11 protein-coding genes are annotated in these 19,619 nt (G+C 36.5%); 4 read left to right on the top strand and 7 right to left on the bottom strand.

Translation table 11 applies throughout. The annotated features are described in order from the left end of the window. The 5 genes from F6K22_RS06670 to F6K22_RS06650 all read right to left on the bottom strand — a co-directional run. Positions 1-1,245: type I polyketide synthase (locus tag F6K22_RS06670; protein WP_293094909.1), on the bottom strand; the 1,245-nt coding region annotated here is incomplete at its 3' end. Between the two features lie 148 nt (positions 1,246-1,393). After that, positions 1,394-7,969 (bottom strand): type I polyketide synthase, encoded by a 6,576-nt coding sequence (locus tag F6K22_RS06665; protein ID WP_293094906.1) that lies wholly within the window; start codon positions 7,967-7,969, stop codon positions 1,394-1,396. A 251-nt stretch (positions 7,970-8,220) separates the two neighbouring features. Continuing rightward, positions 8,221-9,414 carry a glycosyltransferase family 4 protein gene (locus F6K22_RS06660; protein ID WP_293094903.1) on the bottom strand — a complete coding sequence of 398 codons (1,194 nt, stop codon included), beginning with the start codon at positions 9,412-9,414 and terminating at the stop codon, positions 8,221-8,223. A gap of 485 nt (positions 9,415-9,899) precedes the next feature. Continuing rightward, the gene (locus F6K22_RS06655) at positions 9,900-10,118 is read right to left on the bottom strand and encodes a DUF6200 domain-containing protein (protein ID WP_293094900.1); all 219 of its coding nucleotides are present in this window, start codon (positions 10,116-10,118) and stop codon (positions 9,900-9,902) included. Between the two features lie 560 nt (positions 10,119-10,678). After that, positions 10,679-10,978, bottom strand: a complete 300-nt coding sequence (locus tag F6K22_RS06650; RefSeq protein ID WP_293094897.1) for a DUF6312 domain-containing protein — start codon at positions 10,976-10,978, stop codon at positions 10,679-10,681. Positions 10,979-12,214: 1,236 nt separating this feature from the next. On the opposite strand from F6K22_RS06650, the gene F6K22_RS06645 reads away from it, so the two are divergent. After that, entirely contained in the window at positions 12,215-13,459 is a 1,245-nt protein-coding gene (locus F6K22_RS06645; protein WP_293094894.1) for a serine hydrolase, read from the top strand. 965 nt (positions 13,460-14,424) lie between these two features. Here F6K22_RS06645 and F6K22_RS06640 read toward each other — a convergent pair. Continuing rightward, the gene (locus F6K22_RS06640; RefSeq protein WP_293094891.1) at positions 14,425-15,363 is read right to left on the bottom strand and encodes a glycosyltransferase family 2 protein; all 939 of its coding nucleotides are present in this window, start codon (positions 15,361-15,363) and stop codon (positions 14,425-14,427) included. Between the two features lie 384 nt (positions 15,364-15,747). On the opposite strand from F6K22_RS06640, the gene F6K22_RS06635 reads away from it, so the two are divergent. Continuing rightward, positions 15,748-16,380: a TenA family protein gene (locus tag F6K22_RS06635; RefSeq protein WP_363272981.1), complete on the top strand. Its 633-nt coding sequence runs from the start codon at positions 15,748-15,750 to the stop codon at positions 16,378-16,380. Between the two features lie 151 nt (positions 16,381-16,531). Continuing rightward, positions 16,532-16,654 (top strand): four helix bundle protein, encoded by a 123-nt coding sequence (locus tag F6K22_RS06630; protein ID WP_293094913.1) that lies wholly within the window; start codon positions 16,532-16,534, stop codon positions 16,652-16,654. A 133-nt stretch (positions 16,655-16,787) separates the two neighbouring features. Here the strand turns inward: F6K22_RS06630 and F6K22_RS06625 are convergent, their stop codons facing one another. Next, positions 16,788-18,092, bottom strand: coding sequence for a pentapeptide repeat-containing protein (locus F6K22_RS06625; RefSeq protein ID WP_293094888.1), 1,305 nt, complete (start codon positions 18,090-18,092; stop codon positions 16,788-16,790). Between the two features lie 398 nt (positions 18,093-18,490). On the opposite strand from F6K22_RS06625, the gene F6K22_RS06620 reads away from it, so the two are divergent. After that, on the top strand, positions 18,491-19,619 hold a 1,129-nt coding region (locus tag F6K22_RS06620), incomplete at its 3' end, for an RNA-guided endonuclease InsQ/TnpB family protein (RefSeq protein WP_293094912.1).

Below are 19,619 nucleotides of genomic sequence, written 5' to 3'. Positions count from 1 at the left end.
TGGTTGATTAAAATGGAGGGATTGTGCTATTTGTTGATTCTGCATTTGCAACACTACCTTCATCAAACCAGCAATTCCTGCTCCTCCCTCTAAGTGACCAATATTGGTCTTAGCAGTACCAATAATCAACGGTTGCTCTTTCGAGTGGCTTTTACCAAATACAACTCCGAGCGCTCCCACTTCTATCGGATCTCCCAAGGAAGTTCCTGTACCATGAGCTTCTATATAACTCACACTTCCTGGCTTTACTCCTCCATTTGCCAACGCTTGACGAATTACTTTTTGTTGAGAAGGTCCATTAGGGACCGTTAATCCACCACTAGCTCCATCTTGGTTAATAGCACTCCCACGAATCACTCCTAAAATATTATCTTTATTAGCGACAGCCTCAGATAGACGCTTCAAAACAATTATGCCACATCCTTCCCCACGCACATAACCATTAGCAGTCACATCAAAAGTTTTACACCTACCGTCAGGAGATAACATCTTCGCTTTAGAAAACACAATGCTATTTTGAGGAGATAGCAATAAATTTATACCACCTGCTAAAGCCATATCGCATTCTCCGTCCCGTATACTTTGACAAGCCAAATGTACAGATACCAATGAAGAAGAGCAAGCGGTATCTACTGTTAAGGAAGGTCCTATCAATCCTAGTAGGTAGGATAAACGTCCTGCACAAGCACTTAAAGCATTCCCAGTTCCCCAATATGCTGATAGCCTCTCCAACCTACCCAGATGAAATAAGTAATCGTTGGCACAAACACCAATAAATACACCTGTTTGACTATCTAACAAATTATCTGGATGGATATTAGCTCTTTCAATTGCTTCCCAACTAACTTCCAGTAACATCCTTTGTTGTGGATCTAAACTTTGAGCTTCTCTGGGAGAAATACCGAAAAATTGGGCATCAAAGCCATCTACCTGCGATACAAAACCGCCATTCTGGGTAATAACTTTTGCTAGTACATCTGGATCTGGATCGTAGTAGTCATTAACATTCCATCTACTTTGAGGAATTTGAGTAATTGTATCTACTCCTTGACTTAATACTTCCCAGAAGGCTTCCGGAGAATTTGCTTCACCAGGGAAGCGACAACTCATACCTATTATTGCTATAGGTTCTTTCTTTTTATTTTCAAAAGTTTTTAATTGAGATTCTAAAGTTTCTATCTTGAGAAGAGCATTTCCCATTAATGCTTTGTAGTCTATTCCTTGGCTGGCTTTACTTTGATTCATCGGCTATTTTAACCTCCTATTATTCTCAATAGTTTTTAATAATATTAATACTCTAATGATTTCTATCTAATGCTTTATTGTTTAATCCCTAGCTACCTTCACTTTAACTCATCAGCTATTTTAACTTCCTTAAGATTCTTTAACCTCCTTAAGATTCTAGTTTTTTAGCAAGCAACTCAACAACATCATCTTCTGACATTTCTTGATAACGAGAGAAGTTGTCTACTGATGAACCATTTGGTTCTATTGATGAGCCGTTTGGTTCTAACTCTACATTTGGTTCTAACTCTACATTATTTTCAGTCTCACCATTATCTATTGAAAATTCTATCGGAATTACATCGTCAGCTAAATGGTTAACGAGTTTTTCCAGTACAGGATAATCAAATAAAACTGTTGAGCTTAAGCTAACATTTAAGCTTGACTCCATACGATTTTTCAATTCTACTGCCATTAGAGAATCTAATCCTATATCGAAGAAAGGTTCACGCATTCCTATTTTTTGCCCATCTTGTATACCTAAAGTTTGAGCTAGCATTGAGCGAATTTTATTTGTCAATAATTCCATACGTTCTGGAATAGCTTTAGCCTCTAATTCTTGTATAAAGGTAGATTTCTGTTCAATTGAAGATGGTTGAGATGAAACAAAAGCTGATAACAATGGCATTTTCTCTGCCTTAGGAGTTTGCCTGAAAAATTCTGACCAATTAACAGGGAAAACGCCCACTTGACTTAATGAGTCTGATAAAAATAACTCTAATGCTTGTAGTCCTTGCTCAGGTTTAATCGCAGTAAGACCACTTTTGTCCAATTGTTGTTGCTGCTGATTATCTAAATTAGCGGCCATACCGCCTCCCGCCCATGTACTCCAATTAATACTTAATCCAGGCATTCCTAAGCCACGGCGATAGTGAGCTATTGAGTCCATAAAAGCATTGGCTGCTGCATAGTTTCCTTGACCAGCATTTCCTATCATTGCAGCCATAGAAGAAAAACATACAAAGAAATCTAGTGATAAATCCTTAGTCATCTGATGCAAATGCCAGGTTCCTGTTACTTTGGGAGACATTACTTTCGTAAATTGTTGCCAAGTCATATTTCGCAATAACCCATCGTCCAATACACCTGCGGCATGAATCACACCTTTGAGTGGAGGGAATTTCTTAGTTTCCTGGAAAATTGCCTCTACGTCTGCTCCTACGGAAATATCCCCTAGTAAGACACCAACTTTTGTACCTGTTTTTTCTAATTCTTCTATAACTGCTTGTGCTTTTTCTCTAGGCTCTCGACGCCCAGTTAGCAATATACATTTAGCTCCCTGTTTAGCCATCCATTGAGCTACTTCTAATCCTAAAGATCCTAAACCACCTGTAATTAAATAACTTGCTTCTGGTTGAATTGAGTTTTGACTACTTTCAACTTCTGGCATGGAAACAACTACTTTACCTATATGTTTAGCTTGCTGCATATACTTGAAGGCTGCTGTTATTTCTGTACTTTCAAAAGCCTTGTAAGGTAAAGCTTGCAATTTTTCATTATTCCATTGCTCTGTTAATTTCTCTGACATTCGCCGGATAATACCTGCTTGTTTCTCAGCTACTTCTCCTAAGTCAAAAGGAAAATAGCTAACATCTGGTCGTTTCTCCTTGAATTCCTCCTCAGACCAAATCCCTATTTTGCCTATTTCTATAAATCTGCCTCCAGTTGCTAATAGTCCTAAACTTTTCTCAATGTATTCTCCGTTCAAACTATTGAGAACTATATCTACCCCAGACCCTTTAGTTTCTGCCATAATTTGTTGTGCAAAATCAAGAGTTCTAGAATTAAATATATTTTCAATACCCATTTCTCGGAGAAATTGCCATTTCCCTTGACTTGCTGTAGCAAATATTTCTGCTCCTGCTTGTTTGGCTATTTGTATTGCTGCCTGTCCCACACCACCTGATGCTGCATGGATTAATACTTTATCTCCTGGTTGGATTTTTGCTAGTTCGGCCAACCCATAATGTGCTGTGAGGAATGTCAGTGGTAATGTTGCTGCTTCAGTGAAACTCATTTTTTGGGGTTTGGCTATTACATATTCAGCTTTGACTGTAATAAAACTACTGAACCCATCATGGAGTATTGTTGCTATTACTTCGTCTCCTATTTGCCATTCTGATACTGACTCTCCTACGGCAGAAATTATTCCGGCACATTCAAAACCAAAGGTCAGTTTTTCTACACTGGTAACACCTAAATTTTCCGCGTAGTAGTCTTTAAGCATTCCCATGGCATTGAGTACATCTCGGAAGTTTAATCCTACTGCTTTGACTTGAATTTCTACTTCGTCAGATTTTGGTGTTGGACGCTCCATTAGTTGCCAATTGAGGTTGTCTATGACTCCGTATTCTGTCAGTTTCAATTGTAATGGTTGATTTTCTGGTAAGCTTTGGTTTTTCTGTTTTTGTTGTTCTAGTCTGGCTACATAACGATCGCCTTGACGAATAGCTATTTGGTCTTCTTGGTCTTCTGATAATATTTCTTCTACTACTGAGGCTATAACTTCTGTATTTCCTGCTGTTGGATCACAGTCTATGCGTTTACATTTTAATTCTGGGTGTTCTAAACTAATTACTTGTCCTAATCCCCAAATGCTTCCATATTCTGGGTTAATCACTTCTGCTTCAGAAATAACGCTTTGAGTACCTTGAGTTACTAAATATAGTCTCGGATTTTTTTTGGGTTTAGTTTTAATTATGGCTTGTATAGTATATAGTACACTTCCACAAATTTGTTCTTGTATTGTTTGTAATTCTATCTGTTCTTTATTTTGTTGAGATTCTAATCCCCACAAATTGATAATTCCTGTAGTCTCTGGATTTTCTTCTAGAATTTGAGTGAATTCTTCACTGTTATTAGAATTGATTTCATAATGTTGTGGTGCTAATTTTTTATATGTTTTACCTGGTGAAATAACAATGCACTCTTGACCTTTTTCTTCTAGGGATTCTACTATTTTTGTTTGAGTATCTTTAGCTAATACTAACCATTTTTCAGTTTGTTTTTTGGTAGAATTTTTCAGTGGTTGAGCTTGCCAGTTAATTTGATAATACCAATGACTAATATCTGGTTGCAGACCTTTCAACAGTGCTGATACTGTTGTTTCCATCACCCTTAGTCCTATGATTTCGGCTAATATTTGTCCCTGAGTGTCTACCAATTTGATTTCCGCTTTTAAGCTACCTTCAGCTACTTCACCTACAGCAAATACTTTAGTAGGTATTTTAGCGTACCGTTGATATTTTTCAATACTAACTGGTAGATATGTTTGGTCTGTTTCTGTAGTGGCGATCGCATGGCAGATAATTTGGACTGCTGCATCTAATAGTGCTGGATGTAGATAGTATTCTGTTATTGGTAACTCTTCGGGGAGGGAAAGTTGTGCTAAGACTTTTCCTTCACCTTTCCACAATTTTTCTACTCCTTGAAAACTGCTTCCGTAGTTAAGTCCTACTTCCTGATATTTTTGATAATGTTGTTTAATTTCTATCTCTTGATTACACTGTTTTTGATATTTTTCTAAGTCTATTGCTTCTTGTGTTGTGGAACTTGGATAAATTTTTCCTTCTGTGTGTAATATCCATTCTGGTAATTCTTGATTTTCTACTTTTTGTGTACTAAATATCTCGAATTTATAACTGTTGTTTTCTGTCGGGGTAAGTATTGTTTGTACAATTTTATTTTCTGTTTCTGGGAGAATCAAACCCTTTGTTATAGCTACATCTGCTACTGTTACTTGCCTATTAGCAAACATTTTTTTAGCTGCTGCTGTCGCTATTTCTAGATGTCCTGTTGCGGGAAATAAGACAAATTCAAATACTTTATGGTCACTTAAATAGGCTGGATTTTCTGCCTTTAAAAATGATTCAAATATCTGTTGTTTCCCGGCATTATTAACTCTATGACCTAATAATGGATGGATATCTTTTGCTTTTTGATAAATTTCTAATACATCTTTTTCGCTGCTTTCTACCCAATACTTTTGCCTTTGGAATGGATAAGTAGGTAGTGTTACTTTCTGACGACTATAATGTTTGTCAAATCCTAACCAATCTACTTTTGCTCCTTGTACATACAACTCTGCTAAACTTGACAACATCTGCTGCCATTCATCTATACCCGGACGTAATGATGGTAACCATTTTCCTACATTATCAGGTAAACACCGACGACCCATACCTAATAATATTGGTTTCGGTCCTATTTCCAGAAATGTCTCATAACCTTTTTGATGTAGCGCTTCCATCCCTTGAGCAAATCTTACTGGTTGACGTACATGACTTACCCAATATTTGGCTGTTGTTATGCTTTCGTCTGCTACTGTCCCTGTTACGTTCGATACTACTTGTATCTTTGGCTGATTATAACTCAGTTCCTTGGCCACCGCTTCCCATTCTGCCAACATTGGTTCCATCAATGGTGAGTGGAAGGCGTGGGATACCTGCAGTTGTTTCGTCTTAATTCCTTCTGATTCTAAATTGCTAACAATTTCCCTTACTGCTTCTGAAGCTCCTGATATTACTGTACTCTGAGGTCCATTTCTTGCTGCTATGGCTACTTTATCTGTGTATGGGGCAATAATAGATTCTATTTTTGACTCTGATGCCATCACAGCTACCATTTCTCCACCAGGGGGTAACTGTTGCATTAACCGTCCCCTTGCTGCGATGAGTTTGAGACCATCTTCTAAACTAAAAATTCCTGCTACTGTTGCTGCTACATATTCACCTACACTATGACCCATTACTATCTCTGGTTTGACTCCCCAGGATTCCCATAATTTAGCTAGGGCGTATTCTAAGGCAAATATAGCTGGTTGAGTATAAGCTGTTTGGTCTATTAAAGATGAGACCTCCTCTTTTTTTGTTGCTAGAGAAGGATAAAGTACATCTATTAAAGAAACTTCTAGATATTTTTCCAGAATTTCATTGCACTGGTCTATAGTTTTCCTAAAAGTGGGTTGAGTATCGTATAACTGCCTTCCCATTTCCAAATATTGGGAACCTTGACCAGTAAATAGAAAAGCTACTGTCTGACTATCTGACTGTCCTGCAAATACTCCGTTGGTCTTATTATCCTGGAGAAAATCTGCTAATTTTTTCTGTATATCGCTGTTTGACTCTGCTACTATTGCCAGTCTTTGTGCAAAATCTGTCCGCCCTATATTAGCACTGAAGCAGATATTTTGTAGTGATGCTTCAGTTTGTGATTGTAAGTAAGTTTTATATTTTGCTGCTAGTTCCCTCAGTGCTTTCTCTGTCTGCGCTGATAGAGTTAAAATCTGTTGCGGACGCTCTAGAGCATCTTCATTTTTGACTTTTAAATTTTTAATTTTGACTTCTTCTGGTGGTTCTTCCAATACAATATGAGCATTAACACCCCCGATACCAAAAGAACTTAAACCAGCACGTCTTGGAATCTCTTCTCCTGATTCATTTTTTAATCTTTCCCACTCTTGAGTTTCCTCTATGAGATAGAAAGGAGTATCTTTGATACTAATGCGTGGATTTAATTCCTTGAAGTTAACAATTTGGGGCAGCTTTTTGTACTTCATTGCTAATAATACTTTGATTAATCCAGCAATTCCTGCTGCTCCTTCTAAATGCCCTATATTACTTTTTACTGCTCCTATACCACAGTAGGATTGCTCAGTTTTTTCTAATCCATACTGGTTATAAAGCTGTCTGTAGGCTCTTTTCAAAGCATTAATTTCTATCGGGTCTCCCAATGGTGTGCCTGTTCCATGAGATTCTATATAAGATACTGTATCTGGAGAAATCTTGGCGTTAGTATAGGCTGCACGAATTACTTGAGCTTGGGAGTAGACATTGGGAGATGTTATCGTTCTCGCTTTACCTCCGTGATTAATTGCACTTCCTTGAATTACACCATAAATTCGATCGCCATCTTCTATTGCTTTTGTTAGAGGCTTTAATAAAACTACTCCTGCTCCTTCTCCCCTCACATAACCATCGGCATCACTACTAAATGTTCTACATTGTCCTGTTGGCGACAACATTCCTAGCTGACTCATCTGGATGTATGTTGTTGAGGTGAATAACACACTTATCCCACCTACCAATGCCATTTCGCATTCTGATTCTTTGAGGGATTTAAGGGCATAATGAATAGCTACAAGTGAGCTTGAACAAGCTGTATCAATTGGGATACTCGGACCGTGCAGGTTAAAAAATGAAGATATGCGGTTGGGAATCATACAAGTCCAAGTCCCTGTTCCACTATGACCTTCTACATTTTCTTGATTTCGGTTCATTAATAGAATAGAGTCATAGTTACAGGCCCCCATAAAGACACCTACATCTTTCCCTGAAAATTCAGATGGTGAGTAACCTGCATCTTCTATACAAGACCAGCTCAATTCCAACATAATTCTATGTTGTGGGTCTACTTTTCCTGCTTCTCTCGGAGAGATACTAAAAAACTCTGCGTCGAACTCATCTATCCCTTTTACTAATCCTCCCCACTTACTTATCGTCTTATTTGGTTGATTAGGAATAGGAGAATAATGTTTTTCTATTTCCCACCTTTGGGGAGGAATTTCACTGATGCTATTTACTCCTCCCTCCATATTTTCCCAGAACTGGTTATAGTCATCTGCTCCTGGAAATCGACAAGCAATGCCAATAATAGCTATTAAGTCACTTTTGTGTTCTTCCTTCATAAAATCAACCAATACATATATTCATTGTTCTGGGTTTTAGGATCTGAATACAGAATCCGGGTAATTAGTTATCGTAATGACAAATAAAATTAAAAGTTATACCTTAAGAAAAAATAAAAAATTTCAGCAAGGAAACTATTTAATACTATGATGATTGTATTAATTTGTTAATGCGATAACTGTAGAATCGGATTTTATATGACCCCTAATTTTTATAAACCTGACTTGGCTATGGAAAAATCTGCTTCAGTTTATCCTGCTTCTTTATCTTGATCCATTGGTCTTATTGTATCTAAAGATACTGATTTTGAATCATTAATAACGCTCAAAATATCCCAAGCTACCCTTGACCAACTGTAATACAATTCCGCTAGCTCACGTCCTCTTCTTCCCATTTCTTCACTCTCCTTTGGTCTTGACAATAAGTAATCTATCTGAGTAGCAAAGGCATCAGCGTTTTCATAGTCTTTGATTACAATACCATTTTTACCTGGAATAATTACTTCAGGATTCCCCCCTCTAGCAGTAGTAATAGTGCATAGTCCAGTTGCCATTGCCTCGTAATGTACCCTAGCTAGAGGCTCTTCCCATTGAGATGCACATACAAATATATCACCTAACAGGAAATAATCTGCTACTTCAGATGGTGGAATAAAACCTGTCATCTGAACTGCTGGTCCCAATTTCTCTGCTTCTGCTTTAATGTCACGGACATAATCGTTTTCTTTGTTATTGCCATACCATTTACTACCTACTAGCAATAATACAGCAGATGGGTGTTTTTCCAGAACTTTTGCGATCGCTGATACTAACAGATGAGGTCCTTTTTTATCTGTTAATCTACCCACACACAGGACTACTTTTTTGTCTTCTAGATTGTGAGCTGCTAGAATAGCTTTTCTTTTTTCTTTTACCCCTTCTGTCCACTTGGGTTGAAAACGTTTGAGGTCTACTCCAGCATATACAGGTTGTAGCTTGTGTTTATATTCTGGAAATAACTTGGCTATGCCATCAGCAATAAATTTACTTACTGTGACTACTTTTTCTACTCGTTCCAAGCATATAGTTGCTTCTTCTGGTTCAATCTTTTTCGCATGGAACATTTCGTTGTGCATACTAAGTAGAAAGCGACTCTCTGGGGCTGACTTGGCAACCATGGGTAAATATTTGGGGCGATTGTAAATTACTATCCAATCAAATTGTTGCCCTGCTACAAAATTGGCTACAGCTTGATAGTATTCCTCTGAGGTTGTTCTAACGGCACGCTCGTAGCGAATATTGTCTCTAATTTCACGGTCTGGTAGATCTGGGTCTGCCACTGAGAATACCGTAATTTCATGCTCTCGTTTTAGGTAAGGTAGAATACCATCTATATATGTTTGAATAGCTCCACCTCGTATACAAGGTACTGGTAATTTTTCGGTACAAACTAATAGTATCTTCACTTGATCTATTTCAATTCCTTGTTTGGCTGAGGTGCTTGATTTATTTGTGTGTTTTAGTTCTTTAGATAACGTTCTTAGAAACCTACGATAATCTATAAAAATTTATGATTATCTGTTCTATTCTTGCTTCCTTCTGGCAACGTCGGCGTTATCCATATCCTCTGGCTGTCACGGTCTTTCGCCCAAGGCTGAGCGTAGGTCTCACTGACCGCCATAGATAAATTTAACACTGCATTTAAGTCTCGATCGCAGCTAAAATTGCAGTATTCGCAATTTGATTACGCGCTCTGATAACAATCGTAGATAATACTAGATAATCATAGATTATGTCAAGCTGTTAATTACCCTTAAATAAATGGGATCATTTTTTGATTAAACGGAAATTGCTTTGATGCAATTTCCGTACTTTAAAAGTTTAGTTAGGTTAGGAGTAATTCTATTTACTTATAATTACACCAAGTTAATTACTACCCGAAAAATTCTTTTTAACCTAGGAGTCCCCCTCCTGATTTCTTTTTCCGAATAATAGCAATCACAGGTTGTACGTTCTCTCCAATTTCACCTGCTTCTTGTAGTTGTGCAATAGATTTAGCTATTTTTTTGAATATTTTACCTTCACCATAACGTAAGTCTTTAATATCATCGCTATCTGCTGAACCAAAGTCCAGGATAATAGTGTTTGCTTGCTGCTGTGACGTTACCATTTTTTATTTCTCCTCATCAAAATTTTCAGTTAAATACCATCATATATCCAAAATCTACTCTTCTAAAACTAGCATTATTATCTCTTTCTTTAGAGACTCTACTTTACTTTATAATGCTCACTTCTTTATTTCGATTTTAGTATTTTGTTTGGGAATACTTTGGTAACTAGCCACAATATCAGAAATAAATTCACTAACAATGTGGCTGTTACCTAGGGAATTGATTTTTTTAACGGTTGTTATTTTGGGATTGATATTATCCAGGGGTAAAACAATTAACTAACACACAAGATAATATAAATCACCAATTTTTTCCGCTTATCAACAAGCTTTTAGACTACTTGAAATCCTTAATATATTAGGGATTGGGACACCCCTGGATTCCTAAGCCTCAATACTTTAGGTTGATGCTTCACTGACACTGCTTGCCTAGTGGGATCATTTTTGCTATCAGATGCTGTGAGAACTATAACATTGATATTAGCATCAAGCAATGCTCCCTTTTATTAGAGCATGGGTCTTCTGCTAACTTTATGAGAAACCTGGAATTTTAAAAGGGATTAACCAAAGGGATTAAAAGGGATTTTAAATTTACCTAGAGCCTTTGAACTATTTTTAGGTAAATCTAGAATCCAACCATCCTTTTTTTTGGCATTAGACTTTTCGTGAGATTCTCGGTATGCAGTAGTTGCCTTATCAAATTGCTTGACCACATCAAATAATGGTTTCTCTATCATTCCTATAGACTGTTTTTTCTTTTTCTTCTTGGTCTTTCCACCACTGATAGTATCTGGAGTACCACCAAAGTCTGCATCGCTACGCAAAACGGTTACTGCTTTTACTTTTTTTTCTGAGGCCATATTTTTTTCTCCTTATATACGGGTTAGTACTATTATAACATCTTTTTTCAAAAAATAGCAAAATTTTAATGACACATAAATAACTTTTAGCTTCTCATTTTTATGGACTACTTAATGTATATATTATCTTGTATTAATTGCTGTATACTCATAGATTTCACAGGACAATTTATCTATTAACTTGCATAATATATATATATATATATATATCAGGTTTCCTAAATATATATTGTCTTTAAAACAGGGAAGTTGCCCACTTATTCTGTGGGCATGACCATATTTGATGATTTTACTTTAATAAAATTAGCCATAACTTCTTCTTAACCTTATTTTTTTCATAGTCCCAATGTTTAATGTTACTTATTGCTCTCTAATCATTGACAAAATCATAAATTATTTGGGCTATGTAAGTGTCAAAAATAATTACTATACACGATAATGTAACTATACGATCTAATTGAGAGCAATAACTTATAATTTTTTTTAATTCGATGAAAAATTTATATCAGCTTTACTTAGTATCTTAAGAGTTTTAACCAGGGATTATAGCTTCAATATTGAAGCTAGCAGAACTCTTAATCTAGACAAATTTTGACTTAACATTTTTTGGGGACTAATGATGTCCTTAAAACTTCTCTGATTGATAAAGTAGTTTGAGAATTGGCACTAAAATCTTCAAATGAATAAACAAACTGAATATTTTTGGCAAACTACCCGATCTCTCCACATTAGTTAAATCCAAATAATCCCTTTATTTCTGTTCCCTGGATGTTGATTTTATAGAAGATATGCCTGTTAGAATAAGGTCTTGATTAACAAAATGTTGAAGCGATTGCCTCCGAGAAATTTATTTGGCACAAGCAAAACAATAATCTAAAACTTGAATTTACAAATGTTTCAGATAAATTCCATGAAACTAATAGCACAGTTAATTTTAACTTATATCTCTACATTGATTCTCATCCTTTTTTTGATATTTTGGTTTTTATCGATCGCTAATTGCTACTCTACACTGAATATAACAATCGGCAAGTTTCCTATAATTACTTTTTCTGTTCAATTTTCAGAAGGCTTTCAGTAAATCAAAGATTATACTGGGAGAGTATGTCAATATCCTTATAGATACTGGCCTTTAAATCAATTTGCTGACTATAGTTGAAAATTCAATACTATTTATAGTAGAGTCCTGAAAAGCAATAAAATTATTATCACTTATATTTCTGAGATACTACTCAAATGCACGCAGAAAAGCTACCACCCCAGACATTTAGTCGTCGAGTTCGTCCATCATATCGGGTAGTCAAGCAACGGCCAGTTAAAGTCCGTCGGCAAGTTAAAACCAAAAATATCAAAATAATATTATCACAATTAAAATATAAAAATATACTAATTGTAGTTGCTGTATTAATGACTGTAAGTTGGGTTATTAGGCTACCCTTTAGGGGTCGCCCAGCTTCAGAAATACCTTTACCTATTCCTGAATCTTCTTTATCTCCAACCCTCGTACCACCCTATGTCCCCCCGGCTCCTGAACCAACTCCAGAAGATTTAGGATTTGCCTACAATATTCGTAGACAACCATACCAACGTTATAGTCCACAATTACAAGAAATAGTTGATGAATTGGTTAATATTGCTGAAGAAAAAGGGCTACCTACAAGACCTTTATCTATTAGTTTAATAGATGTTAGTAACCAAGATATTCACACATTTGCTGGATATCAAAGTCAAGTTTTGAGATATCCTGCTAGTGTATCTAAATTATTTTGGATGGCTGCATTTTATGGGGCAGTTGAAGAAGGTTTAATTGATGATGAATCTAAGTTTCATCAAGACTTAAGATTAATGATGCAGAAATCTCATAATGATTCTGCTAGTAAAATTTTGGATGCAATTACTGATACTAAATCAGGGGTTAAATTGGAAGGAGAAAAATTAAATAGTTGGTTAGAAAAAAGAAAGTCAGTCAACGAATTTTTTCAAAAAGCAGGTTATCAACGTTTAATAGTTAGTACAAAAAATTATCCTAGATATTCTCCTAGTCAAACAGGTCCGGTAGGTCGCGATCGCCAACTACGGAAGGAAGATGGTAAGTTTCTGCGAAATTTGATTTCAACTGACCATGTTACCAGATTAATGTATGAAATATATACCAGGCAAGCAATTTCACCCAAGTATAGTACGAGAATGGCTTATTTGTTAACTAGAGATTTAAAACCGGAAGTATGGCAGAACGATCCCTACAATGGAGTTAAAGGTTTTCTTGGTGAATCTCTACCTGATAATATTTATTTCGGTTCTAAAGTTGGTTTCACTACTAAACATCGTATGGATGTGGCGTTTGTCAGAACTTTGGATGATAAAGCTATTTATATTTTGGCAATTTTTGCAGAAGATGCTGCTTATGCAAAAGATGAAGAAATATTTCCTAAATTGTCTCGTCATGTTTACGATCGGATGATGGCGATGGGGAGCAAGTAGGTAGGATGGTTCAATAATTAATAATTAATAATTAATAATTAATAATTACCTCTTATTAAAACATTGAGGATTGGTTAAAAGGAATTTTTTTGTTTTTTTCTCCTTGCTCATGAGAGGCTTTAAACCTTAATTTTTAGGTAAATATGCGGCTGCCCGCAAGTCAAAAGTTAAAACTAAAAGTTATGTATGGTCGCTTTCTTGGTGGATCTATAATAAACATTCCATACAGTCCTTTCCATTTACATAAATTATGTCAAAATTATACTTATAAATAAACCAATACTTCCCATGAATGCCAACTAAAACCCAATAAAAACTACCATTAAATTTATCAGCCCCAAGGTCGATTATGTCTTCAAAAAAAATTGGTTCCGAGAAAAATTAAGACATCTTAATCAGCTTTATCAATGCCATAATTTGCGATTAATTTTCGTATAATTACCGAAATTTCATACAGCGGTTTTCATTTCAGTAGACCACAGTAGGGGCGAATGGCCATTCGCCCCTACTGGGTTTTGGTTGTGACGATGTGGTTCATCAATCTGAAAAGCTCTGTAAGGGAAGCGATCGCTCTAGTTAACTCCCCCGGCCGGAAGTCCCGCGCTCTCTCGAAGGGGAGCGTCGTATGGGAAAGCCGGGCGTTATATGTGTTGTTCGCCGGGGATTTTCTCTTGATCTACTATCGCTATTGACAATTACAAATACAGTCACTATTATATTCTATATATAATTGTTATAAACACAGGGGGAGGACATCACCTCTGTCAAAACAGCGGTCAGGGTTTATCTGGCTGAAGAATCCCGCCCTTTCTCCTAGAGCAGCGTCGGGAGTATGTCAAGTTAAATACTTACTATATAGAACACTTCCCGGTGTAATGAGGTACACCTTGGTTTTAAGACAAAACTCAGAAGTCAGAAACTCAGAAGATTGGACTGTACCTCATAGCTTCGGAAACTGCTGTATTTTAATTTCTATCCCCAAATCCTGCAACTTCAGATAAAGTATAAAGCGGTCTACCTTTTACTTCTTCATAAATCCGTCCGATATATTCTCCTAATATTCCAATACTGACCAATTGTACTGCTCCTAAAAAGAAGATTGCCATCATAATAGTTGCCAAACCTGTTAATGGTGAATCTGGATAAAAAATCCGCCAATATAATACTAAACAAGCCATCAATAACGCCACGCAAGCAGCAAATAGTCCTACATAAGTAGACAGTCGTAAAGGTACTTTAGAAAAAGACACTAAACCATTAATTCCTAAGGCTAAAGATTTGGCAAAAGTATATTGAATATCTCCAGCAAAACGAGGTTCCCTCTCAAATTTTATTGCTGTTTGTCGAAAACCGATCCATGCTCTTAAACCCCGAATATAACGATTAGTTTCTGGCATTTTATTTAACAGATCTACTACACATCTATCCATCAAACAAAAATCACCTGTATCAATAGGAATTTCTACATCTGCTAAATGTTTTAAAATTCGATAATAAACAAAAGCAGGAAACTTTTTTAACCAACTTTCTTGATGTCTTTTTGTGCGTTGAGCATAGACAACTTGATAACCTTGTCGCCACTTTTCTATTAAGTCGGGAATTAACTCTGGTGGGTCTTGTAAATCTCCATCTAAGACTACAATGACTGCTCCTCTAGCAAAATTTAAACCAGCAGTAACAGCAATTTGATGTCCGAAATTACGAGCAAAACTTAAATAACAAATTCGAGAGTCTTGTTGATGAAATTCTCGGAGAATTTGGAGAGAGCGATCGCGACTGCCATCATTAATCAAAATTAATTCTACATCTCCATCCATTCTATTCATTATTGTACTGATGCGCCGATATAATTCTGGGAGATTTTTCTCCTCATTATAAATAGGAACTACTAAAGAATATTTCATTTGGGGATGATTAATTATAATATTGTAGGTTGGGTTAAGCGTATCTCGCAACCCAACAGATATCTATAAAAGAAAAAGACCTCGATATGTTGGGTTTCGTTCCTCAACCCAACCTACATTTTTCCCACCATTTTTTGGCAAAAAATTATGATAATATAGGGATTAAAAAAAATAGGTAAATTGTTCTGTTATACTAAATTCCCTTGCAATAGAAGTGTTATAAGAAACCGGATTTGTGGGAGACAGATATCAGTATGGTAGGGCGTTTAATACAAACCCGGTTTCTGTACTTTATTGGATTTAATATTAAAATTAAATGTTATTGTTAGTGGGAGCATCTTGCTCCCGTTGTAAATATTCTCATATATTCTACTAAAAAATATTATGATATCAAACAATCTCTGGAAAACTAATCAACAGTTAGCAACAACTTGTTTATCTCACGCTTTTGTGCAAGGAATTGCTGACGGTACACTGTCTCAGAAAAGTTTTGCCTATTATGTAGGACAAGATGCTTTTTTCCTGAGAGCGTTTGCCCGTGCTTACAGTATTGCTGCTGCTAAATCTCCTGATTGGAAAACATTTGAATTGTTTCATACTCTTGCAGGTGGGGTGAAAGAGGAATTAGAATTGCATCAAACCTATGCTGCTAAATGGGGAGTAAATTTAGAAAATATTACCCCAGGATTTTCCACACGGCGTTACACAGATTTTTTATTAGCGACTGCTTGGAGTAATAATATTGGGGCGATCGCTACGGCAATGACTCCTTGTATGCGACTGTATGCTTTCTTGGGGCAGCAGTTAGCTACACCGAAAATTCCAGAGCATCAATATTCTGATTGGATTTTTACTTACAGCACTCAGGAATTTGAACACTTAGCGCAAAAGCTAGAGAAAGTGATAGACACTTACGCAGACAATATTCAAGAAGCAGAATCAATTTATTGTTATGCCATGCTCTGCGAAAGAGATTTCTTTCAAGCAGCTTGGGAAATGGGAGCTGAAGTTAATTGATAATATTGATAATTATGAAAAATAATGTAGTTAAAGAAAAAACATTTGTATTTGCCCTACGAATTGTTAAATTCTTACAGTATCTTAACCAAGATAAACACGAGTATGTTTTATCAAAGCAGTTATTGCTGGTACGGGAATTGGAGCTTTGGTGCGCGAAGGTGAACACTCTGAAAGTCGGCACGACTTTGTACATAAAATAGCTATTGCTCTGAAAGAAGCTAATGAAACTCTGTATTGGTTAAAGCTATTATATCAAGCAAATATATATTGATGTCAGAGGATTTAACTCAATTAATCAAGACTGTATAGAACTCTTAAAACTCTTGACAACTATTATCAAATTGACAAAATCAAACAACCAATAAAAAGTTATCAATTATCAATTATCCATTATCCATTATCCATTAACGTCCTAATTTATTTGGAATACCTTCACAACCACCCGGTATAGTTTTTCTACTTTTCTCCCCAGACCAAGCACAACAATAATAATGTTGTTCATCAGACAACCGCTTGACTCCAGTAAAGTCAACATTTTCTACCACTGCACCAGTGCAACCACCAGTCTGGTAGTTAGGTACATGAGTACGACTTCGGGGAGTAGCATTTTCAGCAGTGCCATAGAAAAATCTTACTCCCCTCAAGTCTGCACCTACTAAACTTGCTTCATACAAAATGGTACGAGAGAAATTCGCTTTTACCAAATCACAACCGCCAAGATTAGCTCTCACCAAATTAGCATCACTTAATTCTGTCCACCGCAAGTCTGTTTTGCTTAGGTCAGCACCTGCTAACATTACTCCTAAATCGATAACACGAGTACCATGTTCCCTATCTTCAGCATAACCACCATTACCATCAAATATGGGGCGACCTAATAACCGATCGCGCTTAATTGGTGTTACAAGTCTAGACTGAGATAAAAATCTGAGAATTTTCGCTTTTCCTTCTCCATCTACACTTTTAATAATAGCTGCTGTACGACCTTCAGCGATCGCTCGTTCTTGTGGCCAATCTTCCAAAAAACCTTTTTCATCCATTGCTAGATCGGAAACCCCTTGAAAGTAAGCATCAATGGTTTGTTGTTGAGTAATGCGGTTTTGTTGAATTGTCAAATCTTTAGAAATAACGTATTGTCGCCAAGCTACATATACAGCAATAATTGCAATTAAAATTTGACCCAACGCACCAATAAGTTCCCCCACCGCTCCAATGGCATCCCAGTTAATCTGGATATTCCGACTACCAGGTTCTTGGTTTGCCCCACTTAACATCAGCAAACCGACAATAGCTGCCAGGATACCAAAGCAAGCAATGATTAGGTTACGCCAAACTGGAGGAATCAGAGTTTTCCAGACTTTACCCCAACTAGGCCAAATCATTCGGACTGAAGCTACCATCGCTACAACGGCACTGGTATAACCAAGCAGTACATTATCCATAGCTAACCCCAGAATCATTAGAGCGATCGCCGTCAGGGTGACAATGGATGCAAATCTATTTTTTGGCCCTCTATCCTTTTGATTGTCCACTAAACTATTTTGTGTGGCAGATGCGGGAAGCATTTGTTCTATTTCATTGTCAATGAAATTTACCTGCTCTATTGCTGTTTTTACAGGAGTAATTGCTTCCTGGGTACCATTTGGACTTTCTAATATAGGGCTGGAATTAGGATTATTAGCCGGAGAGGAGTTAGAATCATTATTCATAGCATTTCTGATTTTTTGCTTTTTTAAAATATAATCGTAGGGACTTGGGAACCAAGCACAGACGATATGTAAGAATTTGCCATGATTATGGCAATAAATTAGGGCAACAATATGTAAGGCTTTTAGCTAGAGATTAGGATTTATATCAATTAAATGGGGACTAAGTCTGTACAGAAATAAAAGCCAGAAAATATTAGGTTAATCAAGAAGTAAGGCCAAATCAAATAATTTATCGGGCGAATTTGAGAGCTTGAAAACCATGTCGCTTCAGCGCATGGATGAAAAGCTCTCCGGGCGACTGAAGTCGCCTGTAGAAAAATCTAATTTTCCCTTGACATTTTCTCACCTGGTTATGCTATAAAATATAGCATCAAGATCAAAAGGTGGGTCGAGCCAAAGTGATAATTTACGAGTTTAAAATTAAAGCTAAACCTGAGCAATATCAATCAATAGATGAGGCCATTAAAACATCTCAATTCGTCCAAAATAAATGTTTAAGATATTGGATGGACAATAGAGGCGTGAGTAAATATGACCTTAATAAATATTGCAAAGTGTTAGCTAAGGAGTTTAAATTTGCTAACGAACTCAATTCAATGGCTCGACAATCGGCTGCGGAAAGAGCTTGGTCTGCAATATCTAGATTTTATGATAACTGCAAAAAACAGGTTAAGGGAAAGAAGGGTTATCCTAAGTTTAAAAAGCATTGCCGTTCTGTAGAGTATAAAACTTCTGGTTGGAAATTGTCATCAAACAGAAAAGCAATTATTTTTTCAGACAAGAAAAATATAGGCACTTTGAAATTAAAAGGTACTTATGATTTAAACTACTATCAACTGAACCAAATAAAACGAGTAAGGTTAGTTAAACGTGCTGATGGTTATTATGCCCAATTTGCTATTCAAACAGATTTAAAAATTGAAACTCAACCAACAGGAAAAGCAGTAGGTTTAGATGTAGGAATTAAATATTTTTTAGCTGATAGTAATGGTGACACTATAGAAAATCCTCAATTTTACAGAAAGTCGGAAAAGCAGTTGAATAGAGCAAATCACCAGAAGTCTAAGAAGTACAGAAAAGGAGCTAAACCGCAGTCAAACAACTACTATAAAGCTAGAAATAGATATGCACGGAAGCATTTGAGAGTAAGTAGGCAGCGTAAAGAATATGTAAAGAGAGTTGCATATTGCGTAATCCATTCTAAAGATTTGGTGGCATACGAAGACTTGAATGTGAAAGGCATGGTAAGAAATCGAAGGCTAGCTAAATCAATTAGTGATGTTGCATGGTCAACTTTTCGTGGTTGGTTGGAATATTTTGGTGCAAAGTATGGAAAAGTAACAGTAGCAGTACCACCTAACTATACAAGCCAAAATTGCTCTAACTGTGGGGCAGTTGTCAAAAAGTCTCTATCTGTGAGAACCCATGTTTGTCCTCACTGTGGCTATGAAGCAGATAGAGATGTTAATGCTGCAAGAAACATCCTGCAAAAAGCACTATGTACGGTGGGGCACACCGAAACCTACG

The sequence above is a fragment of the Okeania sp. SIO2F4 genome (genome assembly GCF_010672385.1).
In the GTDB taxonomy this organism is placed as follows: domain Bacteria; phylum Cyanobacteriota; class Cyanobacteriia; order Cyanobacteriales; family Microcoleaceae; genus Trichodesmium.
The sequence above is the reverse complement of the archived record's forward strand: the minus strand, read 5'-3'. Positions and strand labels throughout refer to the sequence as shown.

Excerpts from the sequence above, each read along its gene's own strand:
- F6K22_RS06655 (WP_293094900.1), bottom strand. The coding sequence starts at position 10,118 with ATGGTAACGTCACAGCAGCAAGCAAACACTATTATCCTGGACTTTGGT.
- F6K22_RS06625 (WP_293094888.1), bottom strand. The coding sequence starts at position 18,092 with ATGAATAATGATTCTAACTCCTCTCCGGCTAATAATCCTAATTCCAGC.
- F6K22_RS06645 (WP_293094894.1), top strand. The coding sequence starts at position 12,215 with ATGCACGCAGAAAAGCTACCACCCCAGACATTTAGTCGTCGAGTTCGT.
- F6K22_RS06665 (WP_293094906.1), bottom strand. The coding sequence starts at position 7,969 with ATGAAGGAAGAACACAAAAGTGACTTAATAGCTATTATTGGCATTGCT.
- F6K22_RS06640 (WP_293094891.1), bottom strand. The coding sequence starts at position 15,363 with ATGAAATATTCTTTAGTAGTTCCTATTTATAATGAGGAGAAAAATCTC.
- F6K22_RS06650 (WP_293094897.1), bottom strand. The coding sequence starts at position 10,978 with ATGGCCTCAGAAAAAAAAGTAAAAGCAGTAACCGTTTTGCGTAGCGAT.
- F6K22_RS06635 (WP_363272981.1), top strand. The coding sequence starts at position 15,748 with ATGATATCAAACAATCTCTGGAAAACTAATCAACAGTTAGCAACAACT.